Below are 22,176 nucleotides of genomic sequence, written 5' to 3' on the forward strand. Positions count from 1 at the left end.
CCTTCCACGTGTGCGGCTTCACCGACGGCGGTGCCGACCGGCGCAGGCGATCTTATCGGCGAACGCGGTCGAGCACGTCGTCCCGGAGCGAGACCATCCGATCACGGGAGGGCGCCTCGACGTTGAGCCGCAGCAGCGGCTCGGTGTTGGACGCACGCAGGTTGAACCAGGCGCCGTCGGGGAAGCGCAGGGTGAGCCCGTCCATCTCGTCGGCCACCGCGTCGGGGTACGCGGCCCGCACCTCGGCCACCGCCGCAGCCTGGTCGGTCACCGTCGAGTTGATCTCGCCGGAGGCGATGTAGCGCTCGTACTCGCCAGCCAACACGGACAGCGGCAGCGACTGCTCGCCCAACGCCGCCAGGGTGTGCATCGCCGCGAGCATGCCGGTGTCGGCGAACCAGAAGTCGCGGAAGTAGTAGTGCGCGGAGTGCTCGCCGCCGAAGACGGCGTTCGTGCGGGCCATCTCCGCCTTGATGAAGGAATGCCCGACCCGGGCGACCACCGGCTGCCCACCGTGCTCACGGATGATCTCCGCGACCGCGCTGGAGGTGATCAGGCCGTGGATCACCGTGGAACCCGGGTGCTTGGCCAGCTCACGCGCGGCGACCAACGCGGTGATCGCCGACGGTGAGACCGGCTCGCCCCGCTCGTCCACCACGAAGCACCGGTCGGCGTCGCCGTCGAAGGCCAACCCGATGTCGGCGCCGTGCTCGACAACCGCGCGCTGGAGGTCCACCAGGTTCGCCGGGTCCAACGGGTTGGCCTCGTGGTTGGGGAAGCTGCCGTCCAACTCGAAGTAGAGCGGCACGATCTCCAGCGGCAGCGGCGACAGGGCGGCGTCACCCAGCACGGTCGGGACGGTGAAGCCACCCATCCCGTTACCGGCGTCGACGACCACCTTCAACGGCCGGATGCCCGAGAGGTCCACCAGCTTGCGCAGGTAGCCGGCGTAGTCGGGGAGCAGGTCTCGCCGCTCGGCCGGCCGGGTCGGCTCACCGGCCGGACGGGCTTCGCCGGAGTCCAGAAGGGCCTGGGCCCGCTCCCGGATCTCCGCCAGACCGCTCTCCTGGCCGATCGGACGGGCACCGGAACGGCACATCTTGATGCCGTTGTACTGCGCGGGGTTGTGGCTGGCCGTGAACATCGCGCCGGGCAGGTCGAGCGAGCCGGAGGCGAAGTAGAGCAGGTCCGTGGAGGCGAGCCCGATCTCGATCACCGAGCGCCCCTCTGCCCGTACGCCGGCGGCGAACGCGGCGGCCAGCCCGGGCGAGGTGGCCCGCATGTCGTACCCGACGACGACCGCGTCGCCCGGCTCGTCAGTGGAGTTGAGCAGCTGGGTGAACGCCGCCCCGAGCGCCTCGGCGGCTCGTTCGTCCCACTGGTCCGGCACCGTCCCTCGAACGTCGTACGCCTTCACGATCTGGGACAGATCAGACACGTGTTCCACTCCTAGGCCGCAAGTTAGACACCGATCCTGAGCCTAACGGAGGCACCGGTTCGTGCCTGCCTCAGCCGGGGAGCCGAGGAATGAAGACTGTGTGGCCACCCTCGTCGGTGGGCGGCTTCCCGGTCTGCGGTGAGCCAGGCATCGGCTGCGTCGCCTCTGGCACAGCACCGGCACCGCCCGACGGTGCACCGTAGACCCCGCCGGCGGCGGGTCGCGGCGACGGCGCCGCACCCCAGCTCGGGGCTGGAGGCTGCTGGCCGTACACCTGACCTGGGTGACCGGGCGCGGCCGGGGGCCTACCACCGGCGCGGTAGGTCGTGCCGCCGGGGTTGCCCGGCAACGCGCCCGGCAACTCGTCGGACGGCTTGCGGTCCTGCCGCGACCGCCGCAACAGCAGCACGACGAGCAGCAGACCGACAGCCACCATCACGATGCCGAAGAACATCACCGGCGACCCTCCGCCGGACGACTCCGCGGCAGCCGGCTTGGTGTCCGGCGCGCTGGACACCAGAGCTGCTGGGTTCACCGCCTCGTCGACTGTCGCGACCTCGGTGGGAGTCGGGGTGGGAGACGGCGTCTTCGACGGCGTCGGCGACGGGGTCACCCGCGCACCGGTCACCCGGGCCGTATCGCTGTGGTTACCCAACGTCTGACCCTCGGCGCTGAGACCCACGCCGGTCACGACGAGCCGACCCCCGGGGACACCCGCGGCGATCGCCACCCGGTACCGCACCGTGATCCCCTTGCCCTTGCACAGCCTTGGCTTCGCAGGCGACGTCTGCGCGGTCTGCACCGTGCCAGTGCTGCCCGACACGCCCACCGGAAGCCAGCGCCCGTCCGCGGCGACCTCGACAGTCACCTGTTCCGGCTGGAGACCTTCGAGGCGCAGACCCAGCGCGGTACGCAGGATGACGCACCCGTCGGTGCGCTTGCGTACCGCGACGTTCACCCCCTGCGGAGAACCACCGGCGGCGAAGCTGCTGGCCGCACCGACCCGGACCACGTCGCTGTCGGCAGACGCCGGCGACGCGCCGAGCAGCACCAGGCCGCCCACCAGAGCGCAGACCGCCGCGAGCCGCGTCGTACGTCGACGCACCGTCATGATCACCTCGCCGTTCTCCCCGGGTGGGGTCCGCAGGACAGGCTACTACCGGCCCATCCAACCCACCGGTCATAGAGCGGCCCGGATGTGTGCGGCGTTACGGTTTACGGCCCAGCCCGTCGACCTGCGGAGAAGATGAGCATCGCACCGGTTCACCGCAGGCCGAGCGGGCGCCCGGCACGGTCGGTCGAGCCTCGATTAGTCGGCTTGTTGGGCCTGGGCGAGGGCGTCGCGGCTGAGGCGGTCGGCGGTGCGGGTGGTCTCCGGCAGCCGGTAGCGCGGGGACAACGCGACCACCTGCGCTGTCGCGTTCTCCAGGCTCATCCGATGCCCGACGCTGACGAAGACCGGCTTCACGCCGTCCTGGGTACGCAGCACCCGGCCGACGACGTCACCGCCGTCGCGGAGCGGCGACCAGGCACCCCGCTGGTCAGCCGGCGGATCCCACGTCCCGACCAGTGGTGTCTTCCCCACCCCGATCGCGGGCAATCCGGTGACCACCCCGAGGTGACAGGCGAGACCGAACCGACGCGGATGGGCGAGCCCGTGCCCGTCGCAGACCAACAGTTCGGGCACAACGGTCAGGCGGTCCAGTGCGGCGAGCAGCGCGGGCAACTCACGGAAGGCGAACAACCCCGGCACGTAGTCGAACGCGGGCCGTCCCACGCTGACCGCAGAATCAACGACCTCCAACGTCCGGGCGTCCAGCACCGTCACGGCCGCCGCCAGAAGGTCACCACCCTGGGAGTACGCGACATCCAGGCCGGCCACCGTCGCAGGCGCGCTCGGCCCCGGCCCGACCAGGTCGACCAGCGGCCGCAACTCCTCCTGTACGGCCACCGCCTCCGCCACACTGCCCGGCCCCACCGGCTGTGTGCCGATGTCCGGCCCTGCGTCCGCCCCCGAGCGTGATCCACTCGACTTCACGGAAACGGGGCTATCCCACAGCGCTGGATGCCCCGTCTTCCTGAAACCGGAGTCGATCACGGTCGGTGCGGTCCGTCCGCGTCGACGCTGGTGGCACTGCCGTCCGTCGCACGCTGGCCCGAGTGGTCACGCTCGTCGCCCTGGGCCGGGAGACCTGCCGGGGCAGACTCGACGGACTTTCGACCTCTCACCAGGCCGAGGCCGACCGCGATGGCAACGCCCAGGGCGACGCCGAAAGCCACCCCACCCTTCGCACCGAACACGGGGATGCCGACAGCCAAACCGATCGCAATGCCAACCGGCCATGCCCAGACAGTGGACCAGGTGCTCTCCGAGCCGGATCTCGCCATGCGTCGATCTTATTCGGACACACCAACTCTCGCGCCCACCCCGCCCGCTTACCGTGCCACCGGAGACCGCCGGTCAGGCAAGACCCACATCCGCTTCCAGCGCCGCCAGGTCCCGCTCCGCCTCGTCCAACGACTTCGCGTCACCACCGAAGACCGCCTGCTCGTAACGCTCCCCCGCCAGCACCAACCGAGCGTCCAACCCTTCGGCCGTCACTGGCCCTCCCTCCCGTCGACCAACTCGCGGAGCAATGCCTACGCCGCTCTCGCGATGTCCGGGTCCGCTCCGGGATCACCAGCCGCGCGGAGCTGCTCCTCGAACATCACGAACGTCCGCTTTCGGATTCCGTGAATAAGTGCCCGTTCCTTTGCCGTCAGGTGTCGATCTTCGGCCTTCGCCACATCCCTGACCGCCTGCACCGTCTCGTAGAGCGCGAAGATCGGGCCGTCACCTTCGAGGTAGTGAGCCCGAAAACGCTCCACCTCCTGCACGAACTCCTCAGGGGTACGCCGAAAAACTTCGCCGCCGACGTCGAAGACGATCTCATCGAAGAGGTCGTTCTCCTCCCGCCAGCCGCCAGTATCGATGGCAACCCGCCATACCCTGGCGCCACCGTCAGGTGACTGCACGATCTTCACCGGCGACTGGTAATAGAGGTAGTACGACGGGAGCACCAAGCCCGGCATTCGAACCATCAAGCATTCCCCTCGTAGGTCGACTGCAATGCCTGCCAGAACAGCTTTTGCTCGCGTTGGAGGATCCCGTTTGCGATGGCCCACTCGCGTCTCGTCAGGCAGCGGCCCTCAGCGCGGGCCAAGGCCTCGACATCACGGCGAACCTCATATAACGCATGCTCCCAGACCGCTACGGCGTCGAGCGCCGCGAGGTGCAGGCGGAACTCTCCGAGGTGCTCATTCCGCATCCGCAGTACGAGTTGTATATCCCGGTAGCCGCTGTCTTCGGGAGATATGAACCGATCCTGAAAACTCACGACCTCGACGTCTGGGTGCTCGCGTATCCGCTCAAGCGCGGCGTACAGGTCGTTGAGGTTGCGGAACTCAACCTTCGCAGCAGCAAGGTCGAGCAGCTTGGACGCATCGCCTCGATACTTGTCCACCTTGTCCTCGGCTCGACGGCGGCCCTTGGGTTGCGAACGCCAGCCGGGCTCACCGACACGGTGATCACCCACCTGGGCCAGGGACACTGCCAACTGGTTCAGCTCCGCCTGGGCAACGACAGCTGCCGCGTAGAGGCCGTCCAGGTATTGCTGGCGATAAGAAGGGTCAGCCTGACGGCGCATGTCGAATCCCGGCTGGGTCACCGGATCATCCGGTAGTTGGATGCTCGCGCTGATCCGCCGCTGCTCGTCAGTGAGCGGCGTCGGCTGTGGCTGGTCCGCTTCGTTGTCGGTCGCCGCCTCCAGCCCCACAGCACTCTGCTGGGCGACGTCGTCCAACACCTCCGCGAGGACGTCGATGGCCTGCTGATGACCAGCCAGGTGGTAGAGGGTCATCGGGCGCGCGGTCAGCGAGTTCGCCAGTTCGGGTGTGGACAGGATCAACCGAGCCAGATCGGGGTGCCGCACCAACTGCCTGGTCAGGTGCCTGGCTAGTTCCGGTTCGTTCGCGGGCGGCTCCCGGTGGGCGCGGTCGAGCATGTCGCGGACCCGGCTGTCGGCAAAGAGCCGCGCAACATCCCGAGCCGACGCCTCGTCCAGATCCGGATGTAGACGACGGAGCGCTGATGGGTCGACCGCTGTTGCGAACTCGACCGGACTCACGCCAGCCGCGAAGATCTCATCCAGGCTGCCGGCCACCGACATGAGGCCGGCCGGGCCGGCGCTCGGGGACGGTTGGCCCCGATCAGCGCTGGACGAGGCGTCGATGGGCTCCCCGCCCGGCGAGGGCGACGCCGAGCCCGGGCCGTCCAGGAGTAGGTACATCCGGTTGACGTACGGGTCACCGTGGCCGCCGCTGTCGTACGTCGAGGGGTGGTCCGGGAGATCCGGCCGCTCGCTGAACCGGCCTCGGGGTAGCCCGCCGAGCGGCATCGGTCGGCCGTCGCCGCCCAGCACCAGCGCGTCGATGCCGACCACGTCGGGGTACAACGGCCGGTCCCGGACCACACCGGTCTGCGGGTCGACGTAGAGCACGGTGCCGTTCTGGTTGAGCGCCACCCAGGCGTGCGAACCGCCGTGTGCCCACTCGGTGACCAGGAACGCGTAGCTGCCGTGGCCTCCGAGGAGCAGCTGGTCTCGCAGGTTGCGGTACCCCCGGTCGGCGGCCTGCCGTGCCTGCTCGGCGTACGTGCGTTGGCCGGACGGGGCGAGGAGTTGCTGGAAGCGCCCGCCGGTGATGTCCTCCACCCGGCCTGGGCCGCCGGCCTCGCCACGGATGGGTCGACGGATGTCACCGTCCAGGTAGCCGTCGAAGGTGCGGGGCGCGGACACCCGGGGCCGCCCGTGGACCCAGGTCTCGAACAACGACAGCGTGCAGTCCAGGCAGTTGATGCCCCGGGTGGCGTCGGCGGTGGGACCTCCGTCGTTGAGGAGCCGGAACCAGCCGCCCCTCCGTGGGTCGGCGGTGCGGGTGATGGTGCCGTCCTGCTCGCGGGGCATCTGCCGTTCCACGTCGACCTGGTGCAGGGCGAGCGGCGGGCGAAGCCCTCCAGGCTGCCCGTACGGCCGGGAGTCGTCGATCGGTGGAGGATCGTCGTCGCCGGTGAGCCGGGACGGGCCGGAAGTCTCCACAGCGCCGAGCGCGAGCGCGCCCACGTCCCGGTTGGCGTGTTCGAAGGTGGCGGCCTCGATGTCCACGACCGGCGGTGCCGTGGTGCCGGCCAGCACCGCGTCTGCCAGGTCACGCCATTGGGCGTACGCGCGTGCTTCGTCGTTCGCGGCCCGCTGCCAGCCGTCGGCCCACTGCCGGTGACCTGCCTGGTGCAACTGTCGGGCGTAGGTCGCGTACTCGATTGCCCTGCGATCGTGCTCTGCGGCCCGGGCGCGCAGTCGGGTCGCCTCTGCCTGGCGGCGGTTGTGCTCGAAGCCGGTCCGCTGCGATTCGTAGTGGCCCTGGTACCGCCGCCGCTCGGCGGCTTCGGCCTCGGCGGCCCACTGCGCGGCGTAGAAGTCGTCGGTCTCCGTTGCCGACACGACCGGGTCGCCGAAGACCAGGTCGACGGGGATCGACGCCCTGCCCCGGGCCGGATGCTCGGGTGCCGGGGCCGGTGCGCGCACGGTTGATGTGGTTGCGCGGGACGGTACGGCGGAACGGCCCACCACCGTCGGGGTCGTCCCGACCAGCGGGGCAGCTGAGGTGCCCGGCGGCATCGAGCCGGGGACGGTTGTCGGTGTGGGCGTGCCGGTCGACGGAGACCAGGCGACCGGACCGGCGGTGTGCGGCGGGCTCGTGGGCTGGCCCGGCGTGACACCGGTGGCTGGCCCACCGACCGGCTCGACGGTGCCGGCCACGGGTGCGGCCACCGACGACAACCTCGGATCAGCGGCCACCGACGACAGCGTCGGATCGGTTGCCACCTGCGGCAGCGTCGGGCCGGAGTCGATCGAGGACAGCGCCGAGTCGGCCACTACCGGCGCTGGCCGGCCGGCGTCCCCCGACGACAACGCCGGATCATCAGCCACCGATGACAGCACCGGATCGACGGCCACCGCAGGCAGGACCGAATCCGCAGCCACCGCAGGCAGTGTCTGACCGGCCGCGACCGGTTGTGTGATGGCCGCGTCCGTCAGGAATTGTGCGTTCGTCGACGGCATCGGCTCGGGCGCGCGCAGCGGACCGGCGACGCGGTCCACGCCGGAACTGGCGTCCACCGTTGGTGACGCCGAGACGTGCACGTCGGCGACGGCCGGCGGGTCGGCGCGTAGCGGGGCCACGTCGTTCGATGGCGTGGTCTGCGTCGGAACGACCGGAGAAGAAGGCCCATCCAAACTCGCCCCGGAAGAAGGGGAGGACCCGAGCGCCGCCACCGACGGCAGTGCGGGGCCGACGAGTGAGGCCCCGGCGAGGGCGTTGGTCTGTGCGTCGAGCCGGGCGCGTAGCGCGTGGTCGGTCTGGCCGGTCACCGAGCCGGTGGCTCCGGACGCGGCGGCGCGTGCCACGTCCTCCATCGAGGTCAGGCCCTGGCCGGTGGCGAGGCTGGCAGCGCTGTCGGCGAGCACCTCGCCGGTCATCTCCCGCCCCAGGTGTTCACCGACCCGGGCCGCTCGCCCCGTCGCGTGGCGGCCGAGCCCGGCGAGCGGTGCGACCGCCCCGCCGGCCATCCCGCCGACCGCCGACGCGCCGAGGTCGGTCAGGTCCAGGCCGTGCGCCCGCCCGGTGGAGTTCTGGTACGCCTGGGTGGCCAACGTGACGCCGCTCTCCTCCGCGGCCTCCTCCAGCCCTTCGCGGGCGGCCCGCTTGGCGAGCCCCCGCACCCCGTCCCGGGTGACCTCCTTGGCGGCTCGCTCACCGGCCTCCCGGAGCCCGTGTTTGAGCGACTTGCTGGCCAGTTGGCCCATCAGCCGCTTGATGATCTGTTGGACCAGCAGCCGCGTCGCGCCGATCGCCGCACCGGCGGCCGGGGTGGCGGCACCGGCGGTCAGCACCGCCGCGACCGCCACCGAGAGCAGCTCGATGACCAGGATGCCCAGCTCGATCCAGACTTCGAGCTTGGCGCCCTCGATGTCGCACCCGCATTCCTCGACCAACCGGCCGAGGTCGGCGGTGACCGCGAGCAGCACGGGCAGCGGGGCGTCGGGGTTTTCGGCGATGCCCCGCCAGGCAGCCTCGAATGCCGCGTCGACGGCCCCGACCCCGCCGTAGCCGTTGCGCACCTCGACGGCGGCCGCGGCGGCGTCGGTCTGCGGGCCGGCGAGCACCGAGGCGACGTCGTACCACCGGTCGGCGACGTCCCAGACGGCCCGCTCGTTGCCCTCCGGCCACTGCACACCGACGACCCAGTCGAGGGCCTCGTAGATCCAGCCTGGAACGTCCCAGAGTGCGAGGTCCAGTGGGTGCGGAATCGGGCTGGGCAGCACGCTCATCGGGTGTCCCGGGCCGTCAGGGCTGGTCGGTGAGCCGGCCGAAGCGGGTGGCGTTGGCCCCGTCGGTCTGCACGCTCGCGTCGACCGCGCGGACCACGTCGCCACCCAGCTCGGTGAGCCGGTGCCCGACACCCGCCCAGGCCCGCATGACGGTCTGCTCGATCTCGCGGTAGTTGCGCTCGAACGCGGCGCCGATGTCGTCGCGGCCCCACGGTCTGGCACCGCTGGCGGTCTCGATCGCACCACCCTCGGCCGCTCGGCGGGCCGTCACCGCCTCGCCGGCGAGCCCCAGGTCGGCGCCACCCCGACGCGCCCGGGACGGATCGAGCCAGAGCTGCCCGTCGGTCATTCCTTCACCTCACGCCTGCCGAGCACCGCGTCGGCTCGACCGAGCAGGGCCGCGTAGTTGCCGGTACGCAGGAACTCCACCGAGCCGGAGCCGGCTGGCATGCTCTCGGCGACGAGGTCGCGGGTGGCGTCGGCTGCGGCGGTCGCGGCGGCGTGGACCGTTTCGGTGATTTTTCGGCCGAGTGCCCCCGCGTCGCGCTCGCGGTAGACGGTCGACGCCAGCTCCACCTGGACCAACTCGCCGCGGGCGCCCACTGTCGCGGTGACCTGACCGTCGGCCGACCGTCGGGTCACCCGGAGCTCGGCGAGCCGTGTCTGCAGGTTGTCCAAACCGGACCTGAGCTGCTGGTATTGCCCGTACACGTCGTCGAATCGGGCTCGTAGCTCGCGGTTGACGTGCCGGTCCACGTGTTCGCTCACCGCCGCTCCTCCCGTCACCGTCGGTAGAGCAGCACCATACCGGCTGCCATCGATCCGTGTAGTCCGGTAGTTTCAGAGCGTGATCGACCGTCAGCAGGCCGAACAGCTCGCCGCCACGTGGGCCCGCCGCGACTCGCGGCGCCTGGGCCACGAGTGCACAGCGATGGTGGACGAGTTCGACCTCGGCTACGTCATCACGTCCGTCGTGCCCACCGAGGTGCGGACGGTCCCCGGGGACCTGCCGACGACGGTCATCGACAAACAGACCGGCACGGTCACCACCTGGCCACGGGTGCCGACCGAGGTGGTCGCGGAGTTGTACCGGCGCAGCCAGCCGTCCGGGCCGACCGCTCCCCGCACCGTCGATCCGTCGAGTCTGCTGGTCCGGGAGATCCACCGGGTGGCCACCCCGAACACGTCCGCGCACCTGACCATCGACGGGCGGATCTGGACGGCGGAGGGCGCGAAGGGCGACGTCCCGCTGAATCATCACCCGCTGGTCCGCAGCTATCTCGACGAGTTGCCCCCCGGCGATCTGGTCCGGGGCGGGGAGGCTCACGCCGAGCTGATCGTCGTCTCCGACGTGCTGCACGAGTACGACCACCGCCGGGCCGCCGAAGGCATCGCGCCGATGGGTCGGGCCGAGGCGGCGGCGCTGCTGGAGGGCGCCCGATTCGAGATCTTCCGGATCCGTGAGCCCGGCGATCCGGCTGGTGGTCCCGCCGAACTGCCCTGCGAATCGTGCATCACCTTCCTGATCCGCGCCAACGTCCTGCCGGAGTCGGCTCGGGCGTACACCGAGACCTGGCGTGCGCCGGCGGCGACCGATCCCGACCCTGGTCGCTTCCCGACGGAGGTCGCGAACGCGCTGGTCGCGGCCGGCTGGCGACCACACATCGGAGATCAGATCATGGCCGCCGCAGCCGTGCGGGATGTGACAGCGGTGCCGGGGGCGACCCACCAGCACACGGTCTTTCCGGCGGCTGTGGAGGCGCTGACCGCGTTTCCCAGCCTGGTCGGCGCCCGGCGCGGCCGGGGCGAGCAGGTGTGGATCTCGCGTTTCGACATCCGCCCACACATGATCGCGCACACCGCCGACACACTCGCGGACTTCGGCGCGGTGCTCGGCGTACGCCTCTTCCCGATCGGCACCGAGCAGCAGGACAGCATCCTGGCAGTCGACGAGCGGGGTCGGGTCTTCGCGCTCGACCAGGCCGGTGAGTGGTTCCTCGGCGACACCATCGACACCGCACTGACCACTCTGCTGCTCGGCCGCGCCCCGGCTCGCGTCCGCGACGACGGCACCTGGCAGGCGGACTAGCACTCCAACGTCACTCGTCTAGGGCTCGAGCGTGGCGGGCATGCTGAAGGCGGCGACGTGACGGGCACCGATGAAGGCGTTGCTCTCTACGATCTTCCCGTTCTCGATCCGGAGTACGTCGACGACCAACGCCTCGTAGTGCGGGCTGCCGGGCCGGCGGAGATAGTTGATCAGTGCCGGGCGCCCGTTGGCCGAGGTGGGGAACGTGCGCCAGTCGAGCGGTCGGCCGAGGAACTCCGCGGCCGCGTCGATCCCGACGACCGGCGGCTCGGGGGGCATCGTGATCCGTACGTCCTCGGCGAGCAGTGCCCGGATCGTCTCCGGGTCCTTCGCGTTGGCGTAGCGGCGCAGGATCTCTTCGTCCTCACTGGTGAGCTGCGGGCGGCGCCAGTCCTTCGGGTCCGACGGAGCGCGCCCCCGGAGGGTGTGGCGGGCCCGCTGGAGGAGGCTGTTGATGGCCGCTACGGCGGTGTCGAGCGCGGCGGCGATCTCCTGCGGCGTCCAGCCGTAGACGTCGCGCAGCACGAAGGCCGCCCGCTGCCGCGGCGGTAGGTACATGAGCGCCGCGATCACGGCCAGCTCGACGGTCTCCCGGGCGGCGAGACCGGTCTGCGGATCGTCGGCCATCAGAGCGTCGGGATAGGGACCGAGCTCGGTGGACCACTCCAGCGGATCACCGTACGGCACCGTGCGGTTACCGGCCGCCTTGCGGGTGTCGAGGAAGACGTTCGTGGCGATCCGGTAGAGCCAGGTGCGCGCCGACGCGCGACCCTCGAAGCGGTCGCGAGCCCGCCAGGCACGCAGGAAGGTCTCCTGCACCAGGTCGTCCGCGTCGGTGACGTTCCCGGCGAGGCGGTAGCAGTGCACGTGTAGCTCACGCCGGTGCTCGTCGAAGGCGCGCTGCAGCCAGACCGCCTGCTCGTCAGGCGAGTCGGACATGTGATCTCCCCGGGGCTGACTAATCCTCACAACCGTACTGACGACAGCGGAGCCCATCCGTCATCGGTCACCGATGACGATCGCCGACTCGGTCGTCTGTACCTGTGACCGATCCCCACCGCACGAAGGAGACAGCCATGACGGCAACCCCCGTGCCCAGCGCCGCCGCGCCCCCGGTCGTCGACCGGGAGACCTGGCTGCGTGAGCGCAACGAACTGCTGGTCCGGGAGAAGGCCCATACCCGCGAAGGAGACGCGATCGCAGCCGCTCGTCGTCAGCTGCCGATGACCTTGATGCCGACGGTGACTGTGCGGGGCCCTGGCGGGGACACCCCGCTGGTCGAGGTGTTCGAGGGCCGCCGGATGCTCATCGCCTACTTCCACATGTGGCACGACGGCAAACCGTACGAGCATCAGTGTGAGGGGTGCACCTTCTCGACCTGTCACATGGAGACGTTGGACTACCTGCACGCTCGGGACGTCACCTACGCCGTGTTCTGCCAGGGGCCCTACGACGAAAGTGCCCCATTCGCGGAGTTCATGGGCTACAGGTTCCCCTGGTATTCGGCGAAAGACTCCGACCCGGCTCTGACCGACGGTCGCGGCTTCGGGTTCATCGCGTGCTATCTGCGCGACGGCGACGAGGTCTACGAGACCTACTGGACCACCGGGCGGGGCGTGGAGGCGTTGATGACCACCTACCACGCCCTGGACCTCACGGTGTACGGCCGGCAGGAGAACTGGGAGAACTCGCCTGAAGGCTGGCCGCGGGTCACCGGGCACCCGTGGCGTCTCAACGGCCGCCCCACCGCGCAATGGTCACGCCCCGGCGTCGCACCGCGATGACGTCCCGATGATCGAGGTGATCATGCTCGGGTCGGCCGCGGTGTCAGCCTGCTGCTGTGTCGTGCCGCGGGCGGGCGCTTCCCGCAGAGCCCGCATGCTTGCGGGTGCGATGGTGGCTGTCATGGCCGCCGTGACCCTCGACGCCGCACCGGTTGTGCAGTACGCGGGCGCGCTGCTGCTCCTATCCTTGGCGGTGGCAATCGTCGTCGGCGGTCCGACCGAGCGCGGCGCGGAGGTGGAGTGGCACCGTATGGCCGGGGCCGTGCTCATGGCGCTCGCTGTGCTGATGCATCAACACGGTGAGTCGATGGCTACCCACCACATGGCCGCCGGGCCCGGGACGGACCACGACACCGTCACCGGCCATGACGCGGCACTCGTGTTGCTGCGCGCCGTCACGGCGGCTTACCTCTGCTGGGTGGCGACCGCACTCGTCCGGCTGCGCAATCGACCGATCACGGACCTGCTCCGTTGGGAGCACCTGGCCATGGGGGCAAGCCTCGCGGCCATGATCTTCTTCATGAGCTAGCCGAGCAGGCCAGTCGGCAGATCACCTGACGTTGGAGTAGGGGCCCGGTGCACGGGCCCCGCCTCCGAGATCAGCGAAGCACCTCGACCGTGTTGCGGCGCACCAGGTTCTTGCCCGGCTCGCGGATCTGCTCCATCGCGGCCGAGTTGAGCAGCACGCAACTGCCCGACGGGCCGGTCACCGTCACGGTGGTCGCCCGGTTGTTGTCCAGGTTGGTCACCCGCAGCCGGGTACCCACCGGGAACTGCCCGCTGGTGGCCCCCGGCCCGGCGGCCTCCTCGAAGAAGGTGATCGCACCCGAGCACGCCGAACGGGGTGCCGGGCCGGACGCGGCGGGCGACGCGGCACCGGGGCGTACCGTTCCGGGTGCCGGTGCGGCGGCAGGCGGCGCGGCACCGTCGAGGCGCTCCACCACGTTGCGGCGGATGACGTTCTTCCCGGGCTCCCGGACCAGCTCCATGGCGGCGGCGTTGAGCAGCACGCAACTACCCGACGGGCCGGTCACTGTCACGGTGGCCGCCCGGTTGTTGTCCAGGTTCGTCACCCGCAGCCGGGTACCCACCGGGAAGCGGTCGCTGGTCGCCGCAGGCGCCCCGCCCTCCGCGGAGAAGGTGACCGAGCCGGAGCAGACGGACGACCGTGTCGGGGCGGTGCCGGCGAACCCCAGGTTGGTCCCCACCGCGACACCCGCCGCGGCGAGCACCGCCACGCTCGCCGCCAGCACGTGCTTGCGCTGCACCCTCATCGCCGTCACTCCCGTCCTCGGTGTTTCCGTCACCGCCTGGTACGGACGGGACGGGCCTACCGTTCAGCCGGCACGGGAATCGATCTAGCGACGGTCAGGTCCACCGGCCCGTACCGGGTACGTGGCGCCCCGGTGATCAGCGCCCAGTAACGGTCCCCGTACGACCAGTGCCACCACTCGGTCGGGTAGTTCACCATCCCGGCGCCACCGAGGGCGTCCACCATGATCTGCCGGTTTCGGCGGGCGGTCGCGCTGATGGTGGGCGCGTCGGTGAAGCAGGCGTCGGCACTGTCCTCCGGGGTGGCGTCGATGGCCGTGCCCAGGTCCAGTTCCACGCCGTCGTCGGTGCACAGTGTCAGGTCGACGGCCCCGCCCGTGCTGTGCGGGGCCACCTCGACCGGTGAGACGAACTTGGTGGTCTCGCGATGCAGTCGCTCCGGGGACCAGTCCGGGTGCCGGCGACGCAGCTCGTCCCGGTAACCCGTGAAGATCGCCAGCTGCGACTGGTACGGCCGGTAACCCTCGACCACCAGCAGGCGCAGCCCGGCGGGCAGGGCACGCTGCGCGGCCAGCAGGCGGTCCACGACCTCGGCGCGCAGCCGGGCGTACGCCCCGGCGGGGTCGACCGCGCGGCCGTCGAGGCGCAACTCGGGCAGCGCCCGTAGGTCGACCAGCGGGTCGCCGTCGTCGGAGCTGGGTACGGCGGCCACCCGGGGATCGGAGAGCAGGATCATCGGATGCTCCCCGCCGTCGTCGCGGGCCGTCCGGCGTGCCGGACGCGGGCCAGCTCGACGAGTCGGTCCACCACCTCCCGGTAACCGACACCGACAGCGGCCCACACCTTCGGGTACATCGAGTGCGCGGTGAAACCAGGCATGGTGTTCAGTTCGTTGACGTACACCGAACCGGTCGTCTCGTCGTAGAAGAAGTCCACGCGGGCCAGGCCCCAACCACCGATCGCGGCGAACGCGCGCAGTGACAGGTCACGGATCAGCTCGGTCACCTCGTCCGGCAGGACAGCGGGAACGATCATCGGGTCGGCGTCGCCGAAGTACTTCTGCTGGTAGTCGAACCAGCCCCCGGCGACCCGCACCTCACCGACCGCCGACGCCTCGGGGCGCGAGCCGCCGAGCACCGCGCACTCCAGCTCACGACCGGTGACCCCCTGCTCGACAATGACGAGCTGGTCGTGGCGGAGCGCCTCCTCCACGGCGGCGGCCAGGTCGTCGCCCTCGCCGACCCGGGTGATGCCGATCGAGGAACCCATGCTGGCCGGTTTGACGAAGAGTGGCCGGCGCAGCCCGACGACCAGTTCCTCCGGGTCGTCGGCCCCCCGGTAGGTGTGCGAGTCGAAGGCGACGTACGGGGTGACCGGGATGCCCTCGGCCCGCAACGCCCGCTTCATCGCCACCTTGTTCATGCCCACCGCCGAGGCGAGGATGCCGCACCCGACGTACGGCACGTTCAGCGACTCCAACAGCCCCTGCACCACACCGTCCTCACCGAACGGCCCGTGCAGCACCGGGAAGACCACGTCCAGCTCGGCGTGCACGGCGCCGGGTGCGTTGCCGGCGGCCACCTGCACGACTCCCGGGCACGGGCCACTCCGGAGCTCGACGGCCGGGCCGGTCACCACCAGTTGGTCGTCGATGGCCCGCTCTCCGGCCGGCCGGTCCCGCAACTCGGCCAGCACCGAGTCGGGCATCAGCCGGAACCCGCCGTTGCGGGTGACGCCGATGGCGACCGTGCGGTAACCGCTGCCGGCGAGCGCCCGGGCCACACCGAGCGCGGACGCGCAGGACACTTCGTGCTCCGCCGACGGACCACCGAACAGGATCCCGATCCGAATGGGCGCGCTCACGCCGCCACCCCTTCCGCCGCCGTCACGGCGATGGGCCGCTGGACCACCAACCGCGCCAGGAGCGACGCCTCGACGTTCCCGCCGGTCAGCACCACGCCGACCGTCCGCCGCCGGCCGAAGCCCACGCCCGCGTCGCCGGAGAGCCGTAGCGCACCGGCCAGGCCGGCCGCACCGGACGGCTCGGCGAGCACCTTGAACTCCATCAGGATCAGCCGGAACGCCGCGCTGATCTCGTCGTCGTCGACCCGGACGACCCCGCGCAGCGCGTCGCGCACGATGGCGAACGGCAGCTCACCCACGCAGGACGGCCGCAGCCCGTCCGCGATCGTGGGCGCCGACGCGACCGGCACGCGCACACCGGCCGCCAGGCTGCGGGCGAGCGAGTCACAACCCACCGGCTCCACGCCGTACACCTCGATGCCTCTGCCGGCCGCGGCCAGGCACGCGCCGGCCACCCCACCACCACCACCGACGGGTACGACAAGCGCGTCCAGTGGTGTGCCCGCGCGCTCGGCCTCCTCGATCAGCTCCAGGCTGGCCGTGCCCTGCCCGGCGATGACGTCCGGGTGGTCGTACGCGTCGACGACGGGGTGACCACTCTCGTCGCTGAGCCCGTTGGCCGTCGTCACCCGTTCCTCGACGTCGGTGCCGGCGAGCACCACACGTGCCCCCGCCGCACGGGCCCGGTCGACCTTCGTCGGTGCCGCGTCGACCGGCAGGACCACTGTCGCCGCGAGCCCGTGCTCCCGGGCCGCCAACGCCACCGCTATCGCGTGGTTGCCGGTGCTCTGTGCGATCACACCGGTGTGGCCGGCCGCGGCGAGCCGACCGACCGCCCGCAGCGCGCCCCGCATCTTGTACGAGCCGCCGTTCTGCAGGTTCTCCGCCTTCAGCAGGATTCGCGCCCCGGCCAGATCGTCGATCACCGGGGACCGCAGCACCGGAGTGCGGACCACCCGACCGGCGAGCCAGGCGGCGGCCCCCTCGACATCGACCCGGACCTGGCCAACGGTGCGTGACATCGTTTCTCCTTTCGGGCACGCCGCAGGTGGGGTCCAGCGGTACGCGGACCCCGGCGGTGTGGTGGAAGCGTTAGTGCGGGTTGGGTAGTCGGACGTCGACTCTCAGGCCGCCGTGCTCGGCGGGCCGGGCCGCGATGATGCCGTCGTGCGCCTGGGTGATCGAGCGGGCGATGGCCAGGCCCAGGCCGGCGCCCCCGCCCTGCGAGGTGCGGTCCCGGGCCAGCCGGCGGAACGGCTCGAAGAGACCGGCCACCGCTTCGGCCGGCACGGGCTGACCGGTGTTGACCACCGACAGCGCGGGTTCGCCGCTCACCGTGACAGTGAGCGAGCCGCCCCGCCGGTTGTACTTGATCCCGTTCTCCACCAGGTTGGTGACCAGGCGCTCCAGCAGCACCCGTTCGCCGACGACGACCCGGGGCGCGAGGTAGGTGTCGATGGTGACGTCGGCCTCCCGGGCACGGTCCTGGTAGCCGGCGAGCACCGCCTCGACGATCGTGTCGAGCCGCTGCGGTATCCGCGACCGCAGGCCCTGGTCGCTCTCGCTGAGCGCGAGCAGACCCTCGATCAGCCGCTCGTTGCGCTCGTTGGTCTCCAGCAGTTGGCCGGTCAGCAACTCCAACTGCTCGCCGTTGAGCGCTCGGGCCATGCCGACCTCGATGAGCGTCCGCTGCACGGCGAGGGGCGTACGCAACTCGTGCGACGCGTTGGCGGCGAACCGCCGCTGCCCGTCGTACCCGGCGGAGATGCGTTCCATCATCGCGTCGATCGCCCGGGACAGTTGGGCCAGCTCGTCGCGGCCCCGGGGCCGGATCCGGTGACCGAGGTTCTGCGGGCCGAGATGCTCGATGGGGCCGGTCAGGTCACGGACGGGACGCAGGCACCACACCGCGCCGAGCCAGACCCCCACGAGCGCGGCCACTGTCACGAGCAGGACGGCCGCCAGGGGCAGCACGAACGCCCCCGGGCGCGCGTCCGCGCAGACCGTGTACAGCCCGGGTATCGGCAGGTCACAGAACTGCTGCCCCCAGGTCCAGGTCATCGCCGCCACCCACTTGCCGATGGCCGGCAGCGCAGGCCCGGCCAGCAGTGCCAGCAGACCCACCAGCAGCACCCGACGTCGGGGCGTCCAGGTCACGCCGTCCCGCCGATGCGGTAGCCGGCCTTCGGAACGGTGTGGATGACCGCCGGATCGCCGAGCTTCTTGCGCAGGGTCATCACGGTGACCCGTACCGCGTTGGTGAACGGGTCGGCGAACTCGTCCCAGGCCTGCTCCAGCAGATCCTCGGCGCTGACGACCTGGCCGTCCGCGCGCAGCAGCACGTGCAGCACCGCGAACTCCTTCGGGCTGAGCGCGAGCGGGCGGCCGTCCCGGGTGGCCGTGTGCCGACCCACGTCGAGCACCAGGCCCTCCTGGGCGAGCACCGGTGGCAGCGCCGGCGTGGACCGGCGGCCAAGGGCCTGTACCCGGGCGACCAGCTCGGCGAAGGCGAACGGCTTGGTGAGGTAGTCGTCCGCGCCGAGCCCGAGACCCTCCACCCGGTCCCGGATGCCGGCCGCAGCGGTCAGCAGCAGCACCCGCGTGCCGACCTGAGCGTCGGTGATGCTGCGGCACACCTCGTCACCGGTGTGTCCTGGCATGTCCCGGTCCAGCACCGCGACGTCGTAGCGGTTCACCCCGATCCGCTCCAACGCACCGTCACCGTCGTAGCAGACGTCCACGGCCATCGACAGGCGGCGCAGCCCTTCGGCCACCGTGTCCGCCAACAACCGCTCGTCGTCCGCCACCAGCACCCGCACGTCGTCCGCTCCCCCGCGTTCCGCTTACCCGGCATACCGTGGCAGGCCCGGGTTAAGGGTTCTGTAAGCACCCGCCGACAGCCATCGTCCACGGCATTGCCCCAGGGACAAGTAACCGCGACCCAGGTGGCCGCCGGGTTCGTCCCGGCCGCCGACCTCATGCGCCCTGTGTCCCGACGTCCCCGGCGGCAGGTGACCCAGAGTGAGCCGCGTCACCGGGCAGCGGGGCCGCTCGGCCTCACAAGCGATACCTCTGAGTCATAGATATGACTCAGAGGTATACCGCTCTCTGCTCTGTCCTCCTCCGGGGAGGTGACGCCGCGTGAGCACGGGCCGCTGGGCGGGTCAGTCGCAGGCTGTGCCGTCGCCGTCGCGGTCCAGGTCGTAGATGTCGGACCCGATCACGCGGATGGGGCCGCTGACGTAGGCGGGACCGTTGCCGCTGCCGCCCGCACAGTCGACGTCGCTGGCGATCGGGACGCAGCCGCTGTAGTTGGGGTCGCACTTCGACGACTGCGGCTTCTTGGTGCCGACGGCGACGACCTGGGTCACCGGCTGCTTCGTCACTGTGGACTTGACCAGCTTCCTGGACGTCCGCACCCCGTTCGTGGTGGTCACCTCGTACGTCAGGGTTCGTACCCCGTTGACGCCCTTGGTCCGCACGACCCGCTTGCCCTCGGCCAGGGACGCGTCCTTGACGGTCTTCTCCGCGTACCGGACGGTGGCTTGCTCCGTCTCGGTCGTCACCTTGACGACCGGCGCGGTCGCGGCATCCGACGGGGTCGGCGAGGCCGCCACCGAGGAAGCGACGGCGTCGGGCGTCGCGACCAGCTCGGCGACCGGGGCGGGAGACTCCTCGGTCGGGTCGGCGGGCGCCGCCACGATGGGTTGCTGCGCCTGCTCGGCGGCTGTGCCGGTCTTGGTCGGCTCCGGCTCGCCGGCCAGCGCGCCGATGATGGCGGTGCCGGTGCAGCAGAGCAGCAGGATCGACAGGGTCACCGAGCCGAGGATCACGGCGGTACGGCGGGCAGGGCTGGCCCGACGGAACCAGTTCGGGCGGGGGGCCTGACCGAACGACGACGGGTACGGCGGGCCCGGGTTCTGTGGTGGTTGCATCGTCACGGCGATGAGTGTCGTCGCAAACACCGTCTGCAATATCATCCGTCGCGCTCGTCACCTGCGCCGTTCGCTTCGCACCGATGATCCGTGGGCGCTTCCTCGGGCGACGAGGCGTCACCTGCGGCAAACCTCCAGGCCGGTCGGCCAGGGCCGATCGTGCGGCTGCATTTGCCCACAAGCCTCGCAAATCCGCACTCCCCACGCCCTCACACCCTGCACAGTCGACGGACGGCCGGGAATGTGTCGAGATGCCGTCAGCAGGGGGTCAACGCGGCGTCGGCGTCGGAGCAACCCGCGACGTCCGCCTACCGCGCAGCGACGTGAGCCCCACCAGCAGCAGCGCGATCGCGAACATCGCGGTGCCGATGACGTTGACCTGCGGTGGGATGCCCCGCTGGGCAGCGCCCCACACGTACATCGGGAAGGTGACTGTGGTGCCGGCGTTGAAGTTCGTGACGATGAAGTCGTCGAAGCTCAGCGAGAAGGCCAACAGCGCGGCGGCCACGATGCCGGGCAGCACCAGCGGCAGGGTGATCCTCCGGAAGGTCTGCCACTCGCTGGCGTAGAGGTCCATCGCCGCCTCCTCCAGCCGCCGGTCCATCCCGGCCAGCCGCGCCTTCACGGTGACCACCACGAACGACACGCAGAACACGACGTGCGAGATCACGACGGTCCAGAAGCCCTGTGGCACCCCGGCGGACACGAACAGCGCCAGGAGCGACGTGCCCATCACCAGCTCCGGGGTGGCCAACGACAGGAAGACCAGCACGTTGACCCCGGCCCGACCTCGGAAGCGGTGCCGGACCAGCGCGAACGCCATCAGGGTGCCGAGCACTGTGGCGACGACAGTGGCGAGGAACCCGATCTGCACACTGCGGACCACCGCGTCGCACATGTCCGTTGTGGCACACGGCCGACGCCAGTTGTCCACTGTGAACTCGTTGAAGTCGTACGACAGCCGGTTCGACGGGCGGTTGAACGAGAGCGCCGCCACCACCAGGTTCGGCAGCGCCAGGTAACCGAGCACCAGCAGCGCCACGATCAGCACCCAACGGTCGGCCAGCCACCGCGCGATCCTCATCGCATCTCCTCCCGGCCTGCCGTGCGGAGATATCCGAAGACCACAGCGAGGATCGCCGCCATCAGGAGGACCGACAGCGCGGCGCCCTGCGGATAGTCCAGCCGGACCAGGAACGCCGAGTCGACGACGTTACCGATCATGTACTCGTTCGGGGTGCCGAGCAGCTCCGCGTTGATGTAGTCGCCGCTGGCCGGAATGAAGAACAACAGCGTGCCGGCGACCAGACCGGGCTTGGACAGCGGCAGTGTCACCCGACGGAACGCCTGCGCCGGGCTCGCGTACAGGTCGCCGGCCGCCTCCAGCAGTCGGGGATCCAACCGCTCCAGGCTCGCGTACAGCGGCAGCACCAGGAACGGCAGGAAGGTGTACGTCAGGCCGAGCACCACCGCGAACGGGGTCGCCAGCAGCCGTCCGTCCGGTGCGAGCAGGTGCGCGTCACGCAGCAGACCGACGAGCGCCCCGTTGTCCGACAGGATCGTCTTCCAGGCCAGCGTGCGGACCAGGAAGCTGGTGAACATCGGTGCGACAACGCACACCAGCAGCAGGTTCCTCCACCGGCCGGCCTTCACCGCTATCGCGTACGCCAGCGGGTAGCCCAGCAGCATCGCCAGCACCAGCGCCAACCCGGCGTAACCGAACGAGCGGAGGAACTGCGGCCAGTACGCCTGCACCACGTCCGAGTAGTTGCCGAACGCCCAGGTCATCGCGTAACCGGTGGTGAGCGAGCCGCTGGGGTCGTAGAGGCTGGCCGCCGCGAGTTGCGCCAGCGGCACACCGAAGAACACCAGCAGCCAGGCCACGCCAGGCAGCAAGAGGAGGTACGGCAGGAGCCGCCGCCGCGTCAGCCGGGTCACGACGACGCGGGCAGCAGGAACGCGTGCCGTGGATCCCAGTGCGCCACGGCCGTCCCGCCGACCGCCACCCGCGTCGACGTTCCACTGTTCGCGACGAACACCGACAGCTCGGTGCCAAAGTCGGTACGCAACAGGTACTGCGTGCTGACCCCCACGTAGGAGGCGTCGGTGACCACCCCGGCGACGTGCTGATGACCCACGGGCACCTGGGCGGCGGAGCCGACCAGTTGCAGTTTCTCCGGGCGTACCCCCAGCTGGACCGGCCCGTGGTCGGCCCGTGCGCGGCCGACGGGCACCGAGTAGCGCGCGCCGTGCGCCGTCACCGCGACGTCGCCGGCGCTGACGCCGGTGGCCTCGCCGGCGAGCAGGTTGGACTGGCCGAGGAAGTTCGCGACGAACGCGGTGGCGGGGAACTCGTACAGGTCGGCGG

General features: G+C 70.8%; 22 protein-coding genes. 3 read left to right on the forward strand and 19 right to left on the reverse strand.

What is annotated here, in order from left to right; all coding sequences use genetic code 11:
• Positions 1-52 precede the first annotated feature (52 nt).
• The 8 genes from ACWCO3_RS02745 to ACWCO3_RS02780 all read right to left on the reverse strand — a co-directional run bounded on the left by ACWCO3_RS02745 (position 53) and on the right by ACWCO3_RS02780 (position 9,633).
• The gene (locus ACWCO3_RS02745; protein WP_145786412.1) at positions 53-1,438 is read right to left on the reverse strand and encodes a phosphomannomutase/phosphoglucomutase; all 1,386 of its coding nucleotides are present in this window, start codon (positions 1,436-1,438) and stop codon (positions 53-55) included.
• Positions 1,439-1,508: 70 nt separating this feature from the next.
• The gene (locus ACWCO3_RS02750) at positions 1,509-2,549 is read right to left on the reverse strand and encodes a hypothetical protein (RefSeq protein WP_358161803.1); all 1,041 of its coding nucleotides are present in this window, start codon (positions 2,547-2,549) and stop codon (positions 1,509-1,511) included.
• A gap of 198 nt (positions 2,550-2,747) precedes the next feature.
• Positions 2,748-3,431: a deoxyribonuclease V gene (gene nfi / locus ACWCO3_RS02755; RefSeq protein ID WP_358162535.1), complete on the reverse strand. Its 684-nt coding sequence runs from the start codon at positions 3,429-3,431 to the stop codon at positions 2,748-2,750.
• Between the two features lie 468 nt (positions 3,432-3,899).
• The gene (locus ACWCO3_RS02760; protein ID WP_208745234.1) at positions 3,900-4,040 is read right to left on the reverse strand and encodes a hypothetical protein; all 141 of its coding nucleotides are present in this window, start codon (positions 4,038-4,040) and stop codon (positions 3,900-3,902) included.
• A 38-nt stretch (positions 4,041-4,078) separates the two neighbouring features.
• The gene (locus tag ACWCO3_RS02765; RefSeq protein ID WP_450008147.1) at positions 4,079-4,462 is read right to left on the reverse strand and encodes a hypothetical protein; all 384 of its coding nucleotides are present in this window, start codon (positions 4,460-4,462) and stop codon (positions 4,079-4,081) included.
• Between the two features lie 56 nt (positions 4,463-4,518).
• Positions 4,519-8,865, reverse strand: coding sequence for a toxin glutamine deamidase domain-containing protein (locus ACWCO3_RS02770; RefSeq protein ID WP_450008149.1), 4,347 nt, complete (start codon positions 8,863-8,865; stop codon positions 4,519-4,521).
• A 16-nt stretch (positions 8,866-8,881) separates the two neighbouring features.
• Positions 8,882-9,214 (reverse strand): hypothetical protein, encoded by a 333-nt coding sequence (locus ACWCO3_RS02775; protein WP_450008151.1) that lies wholly within the window; start codon positions 9,212-9,214, stop codon positions 8,882-8,884.
• Positions 9,211-9,633 carry a YbaB/EbfC family nucleoid-associated protein gene (locus ACWCO3_RS02780; protein WP_450008153.1) on the reverse strand — a complete coding sequence of 141 codons (423 nt, stop codon included), beginning with the start codon at positions 9,631-9,633 and terminating at the stop codon, positions 9,211-9,213. The genes ACWCO3_RS02775 and ACWCO3_RS02780 overlap by 4 nt, the downstream gene beginning before the upstream one ends.
• 79 nt (positions 9,634-9,712) lie before the next feature.
• On the opposite strand from ACWCO3_RS02780, the gene ACWCO3_RS02785 reads away from it, so the two are divergent.
• Positions 9,713-10,954: an SUKH-3 domain-containing protein gene (locus ACWCO3_RS02785; protein WP_358073902.1), complete on the forward strand. Its 1,242-nt coding sequence runs from the start codon at positions 9,713-9,715 to the stop codon at positions 10,952-10,954.
• A gap of 18 nt (positions 10,955-10,972) precedes the next feature.
• Here the strand turns inward: ACWCO3_RS02785 and ACWCO3_RS02790 are convergent, their stop codons facing one another.
• Positions 10,973-11,893, reverse strand: a complete 921-nt coding sequence (locus ACWCO3_RS02790; RefSeq protein WP_357930644.1) for an RNA polymerase subunit sigma-70 — start codon at positions 11,891-11,893, stop codon at positions 10,973-10,975.
• Between the two features lie 137 nt (positions 11,894-12,030).
• Between ACWCO3_RS02790 and ACWCO3_RS02795 the strand changes: the two genes are divergently transcribed.
• Both ACWCO3_RS02795 and ACWCO3_RS02800 read left to right on the forward strand, forming a co-directional pair.
• Positions 12,031-12,738, forward strand: a complete 708-nt coding sequence (locus ACWCO3_RS02795) for a DUF899 family protein (protein WP_358049236.1) — start codon at positions 12,031-12,033, stop codon at positions 12,736-12,738.
• A 7-nt stretch (positions 12,739-12,745) separates the two neighbouring features.
• Positions 12,746-13,267, forward strand: a complete 522-nt coding sequence (locus tag ACWCO3_RS02800) for a hypothetical protein (protein ID WP_358161813.1) — start codon at positions 12,746-12,748, stop codon at positions 13,265-13,267.
• A gap of 70 nt (positions 13,268-13,337) precedes the next feature.
• Here ACWCO3_RS02800 and ACWCO3_RS02805 read toward each other — a convergent pair whose 3' ends face one another.
• From ACWCO3_RS02805 to ACWCO3_RS02850, 10 genes are all read right to left on the reverse strand, one after another.
• Positions 13,338-14,012, reverse strand: coding sequence for an RlpA-like double-psi beta-barrel domain-containing protein (locus ACWCO3_RS02805; RefSeq protein WP_145786404.1), 675 nt, complete (start codon positions 14,010-14,012; stop codon positions 13,338-13,340).
• A 56-nt stretch (positions 14,013-14,068) separates the two neighbouring features.
• Entirely contained in the window at positions 14,069-14,746 is a 678-nt protein-coding gene (locus ACWCO3_RS02810; protein ID WP_358161815.1) for a M15 family metallopeptidase, read from the reverse strand.
• Positions 14,743-15,873 carry a D-alanine--D-alanine ligase family protein gene (locus ACWCO3_RS02815; protein ID WP_450008158.1) on the reverse strand — a complete coding sequence of 377 codons (1,131 nt, stop codon included), beginning with the start codon at positions 15,871-15,873 and terminating at the stop codon, positions 14,743-14,745. The genes ACWCO3_RS02810 and ACWCO3_RS02815 overlap by 4 nt, the downstream gene beginning before the upstream one ends.
• Positions 15,870-16,895 (reverse strand): threonine ammonia-lyase, encoded by a 1,026-nt coding sequence (locus ACWCO3_RS02820; protein ID WP_450008160.1) that lies wholly within the window; start codon positions 16,893-16,895, stop codon positions 15,870-15,872. Before ACWCO3_RS02820 ends, ACWCO3_RS02815 begins: the two co-directional genes overlap by 4 nt.
• A gap of 70 nt (positions 16,896-16,965) precedes the next feature.
• On the reverse strand, positions 16,966-18,030 hold the full coding sequence (locus tag ACWCO3_RS02825) for a sensor histidine kinase (RefSeq protein ID WP_357930659.1): 1,065 nt from the start codon (positions 18,028-18,030) through the stop codon (positions 16,966-16,968).
• Positions 18,027-18,692, reverse strand: coding sequence for a response regulator transcription factor (locus ACWCO3_RS02830; protein WP_145786400.1), 666 nt, complete (start codon positions 18,690-18,692; stop codon positions 18,027-18,029). The genes ACWCO3_RS02825 and ACWCO3_RS02830 overlap by 4 nt, the downstream gene beginning before the upstream one ends.
• A 345-nt stretch (positions 18,693-19,037) precedes the next feature.
• Positions 19,038-19,808, reverse strand: a complete 771-nt coding sequence (locus ACWCO3_RS02835) for a G5 domain-containing protein (RefSeq protein ID WP_450008172.1) — start codon at positions 19,806-19,808, stop codon at positions 19,038-19,040.
• A 268-nt stretch (positions 19,809-20,076) separates the two neighbouring features.
• Positions 20,077-20,892, reverse strand: coding sequence for an ABC transporter permease (locus ACWCO3_RS02840; protein ID WP_450008163.1), 816 nt, complete (start codon positions 20,890-20,892; stop codon positions 20,077-20,079).
• Positions 20,889-21,746, reverse strand: a complete 858-nt coding sequence (locus ACWCO3_RS02845; RefSeq protein WP_450008165.1) for an ABC transporter permease — start codon at positions 21,744-21,746, stop codon at positions 20,889-20,891. Before ACWCO3_RS02845 ends, ACWCO3_RS02840 begins: the two co-directional genes overlap by 4 nt.
• Positions 21,743-22,176 (reverse strand): TOBE domain-containing protein (locus ACWCO3_RS02850; RefSeq protein ID WP_450008167.1); only part of this gene is annotated, 434 nt, incomplete at its 5' end. The genes ACWCO3_RS02845 and ACWCO3_RS02850, both read right to left, overlap by 4 nt.

The organism is Micromonospora sp. NPDC002411 (assembly GCF_053592955.1).

Coding starts and splice junctions, on each gene's coding strand:
- ACWCO3_RS02840 (WP_450008163.1), bottom strand. CDS start 20,892: ATGAGGATCGCGCGGTGGCTGGCCGACCGTTGGGTGCTGATCGTGGCG.
- ACWCO3_RS02805 (WP_145786404.1), bottom strand. CDS start 14,012: ATGAGGGTGCAGCGCAAGCACGTGCTGGCGGCGAGCGTGGCGGTGCTC.
- ACWCO3_RS02835 (WP_450008172.1), bottom strand. CDS start 19,808: ATGCAACCACCACAGAACCCGGGCCCGCCGTACCCGTCGTCGTTCGGT.
- ACWCO3_RS02810 (WP_358161815.1), bottom strand. CDS start 14,746: ATGATCCTGCTCTCCGATCCCCGGGTGGCCGCCGTACCCAGCTCCGAC.
- ACWCO3_RS02820 (WP_450008160.1), bottom strand. CDS start 16,895: ATGTCACGCACCGTTGGCCAGGTCCGGGTCGATGTCGAGGGGGCCGCC.
- ACWCO3_RS02800 (WP_358161813.1), top strand. CDS start 12,746: ATGATCGAGGTGATCATGCTCGGGTCGGCCGCGGTGTCAGCCTGCTGC.
- ACWCO3_RS02795 (WP_358049236.1), top strand. CDS start 12,031: ATGACGGCAACCCCCGTGCCCAGCGCCGCCGCGCCCCCGGTCGTCGAC.
- ACWCO3_RS02770 (WP_450008149.1), bottom strand. CDS start 8,865: ATGAGCGTGCTGCCCAGCCCGATTCCGCACCCACTGGACCTCGCACTC.
- ACWCO3_RS02790 (WP_357930644.1), bottom strand. CDS start 11,893: ATGTCCGACTCGCCTGACGAGCAGGCGGTCTGGCTGCAGCGCGCCTTC.
- ACWCO3_RS02750 (WP_358161803.1), bottom strand. CDS start 2,549: ATGACGGTGCGTCGACGTACGACGCGGCTCGCGGCGGTCTGCGCTCTG.
- ACWCO3_RS02775 (WP_450008151.1), bottom strand. CDS start 9,214: ATGACCGACGGGCAGCTCTGGCTCGATCCGTCCCGGGCGCGTCGGGGT.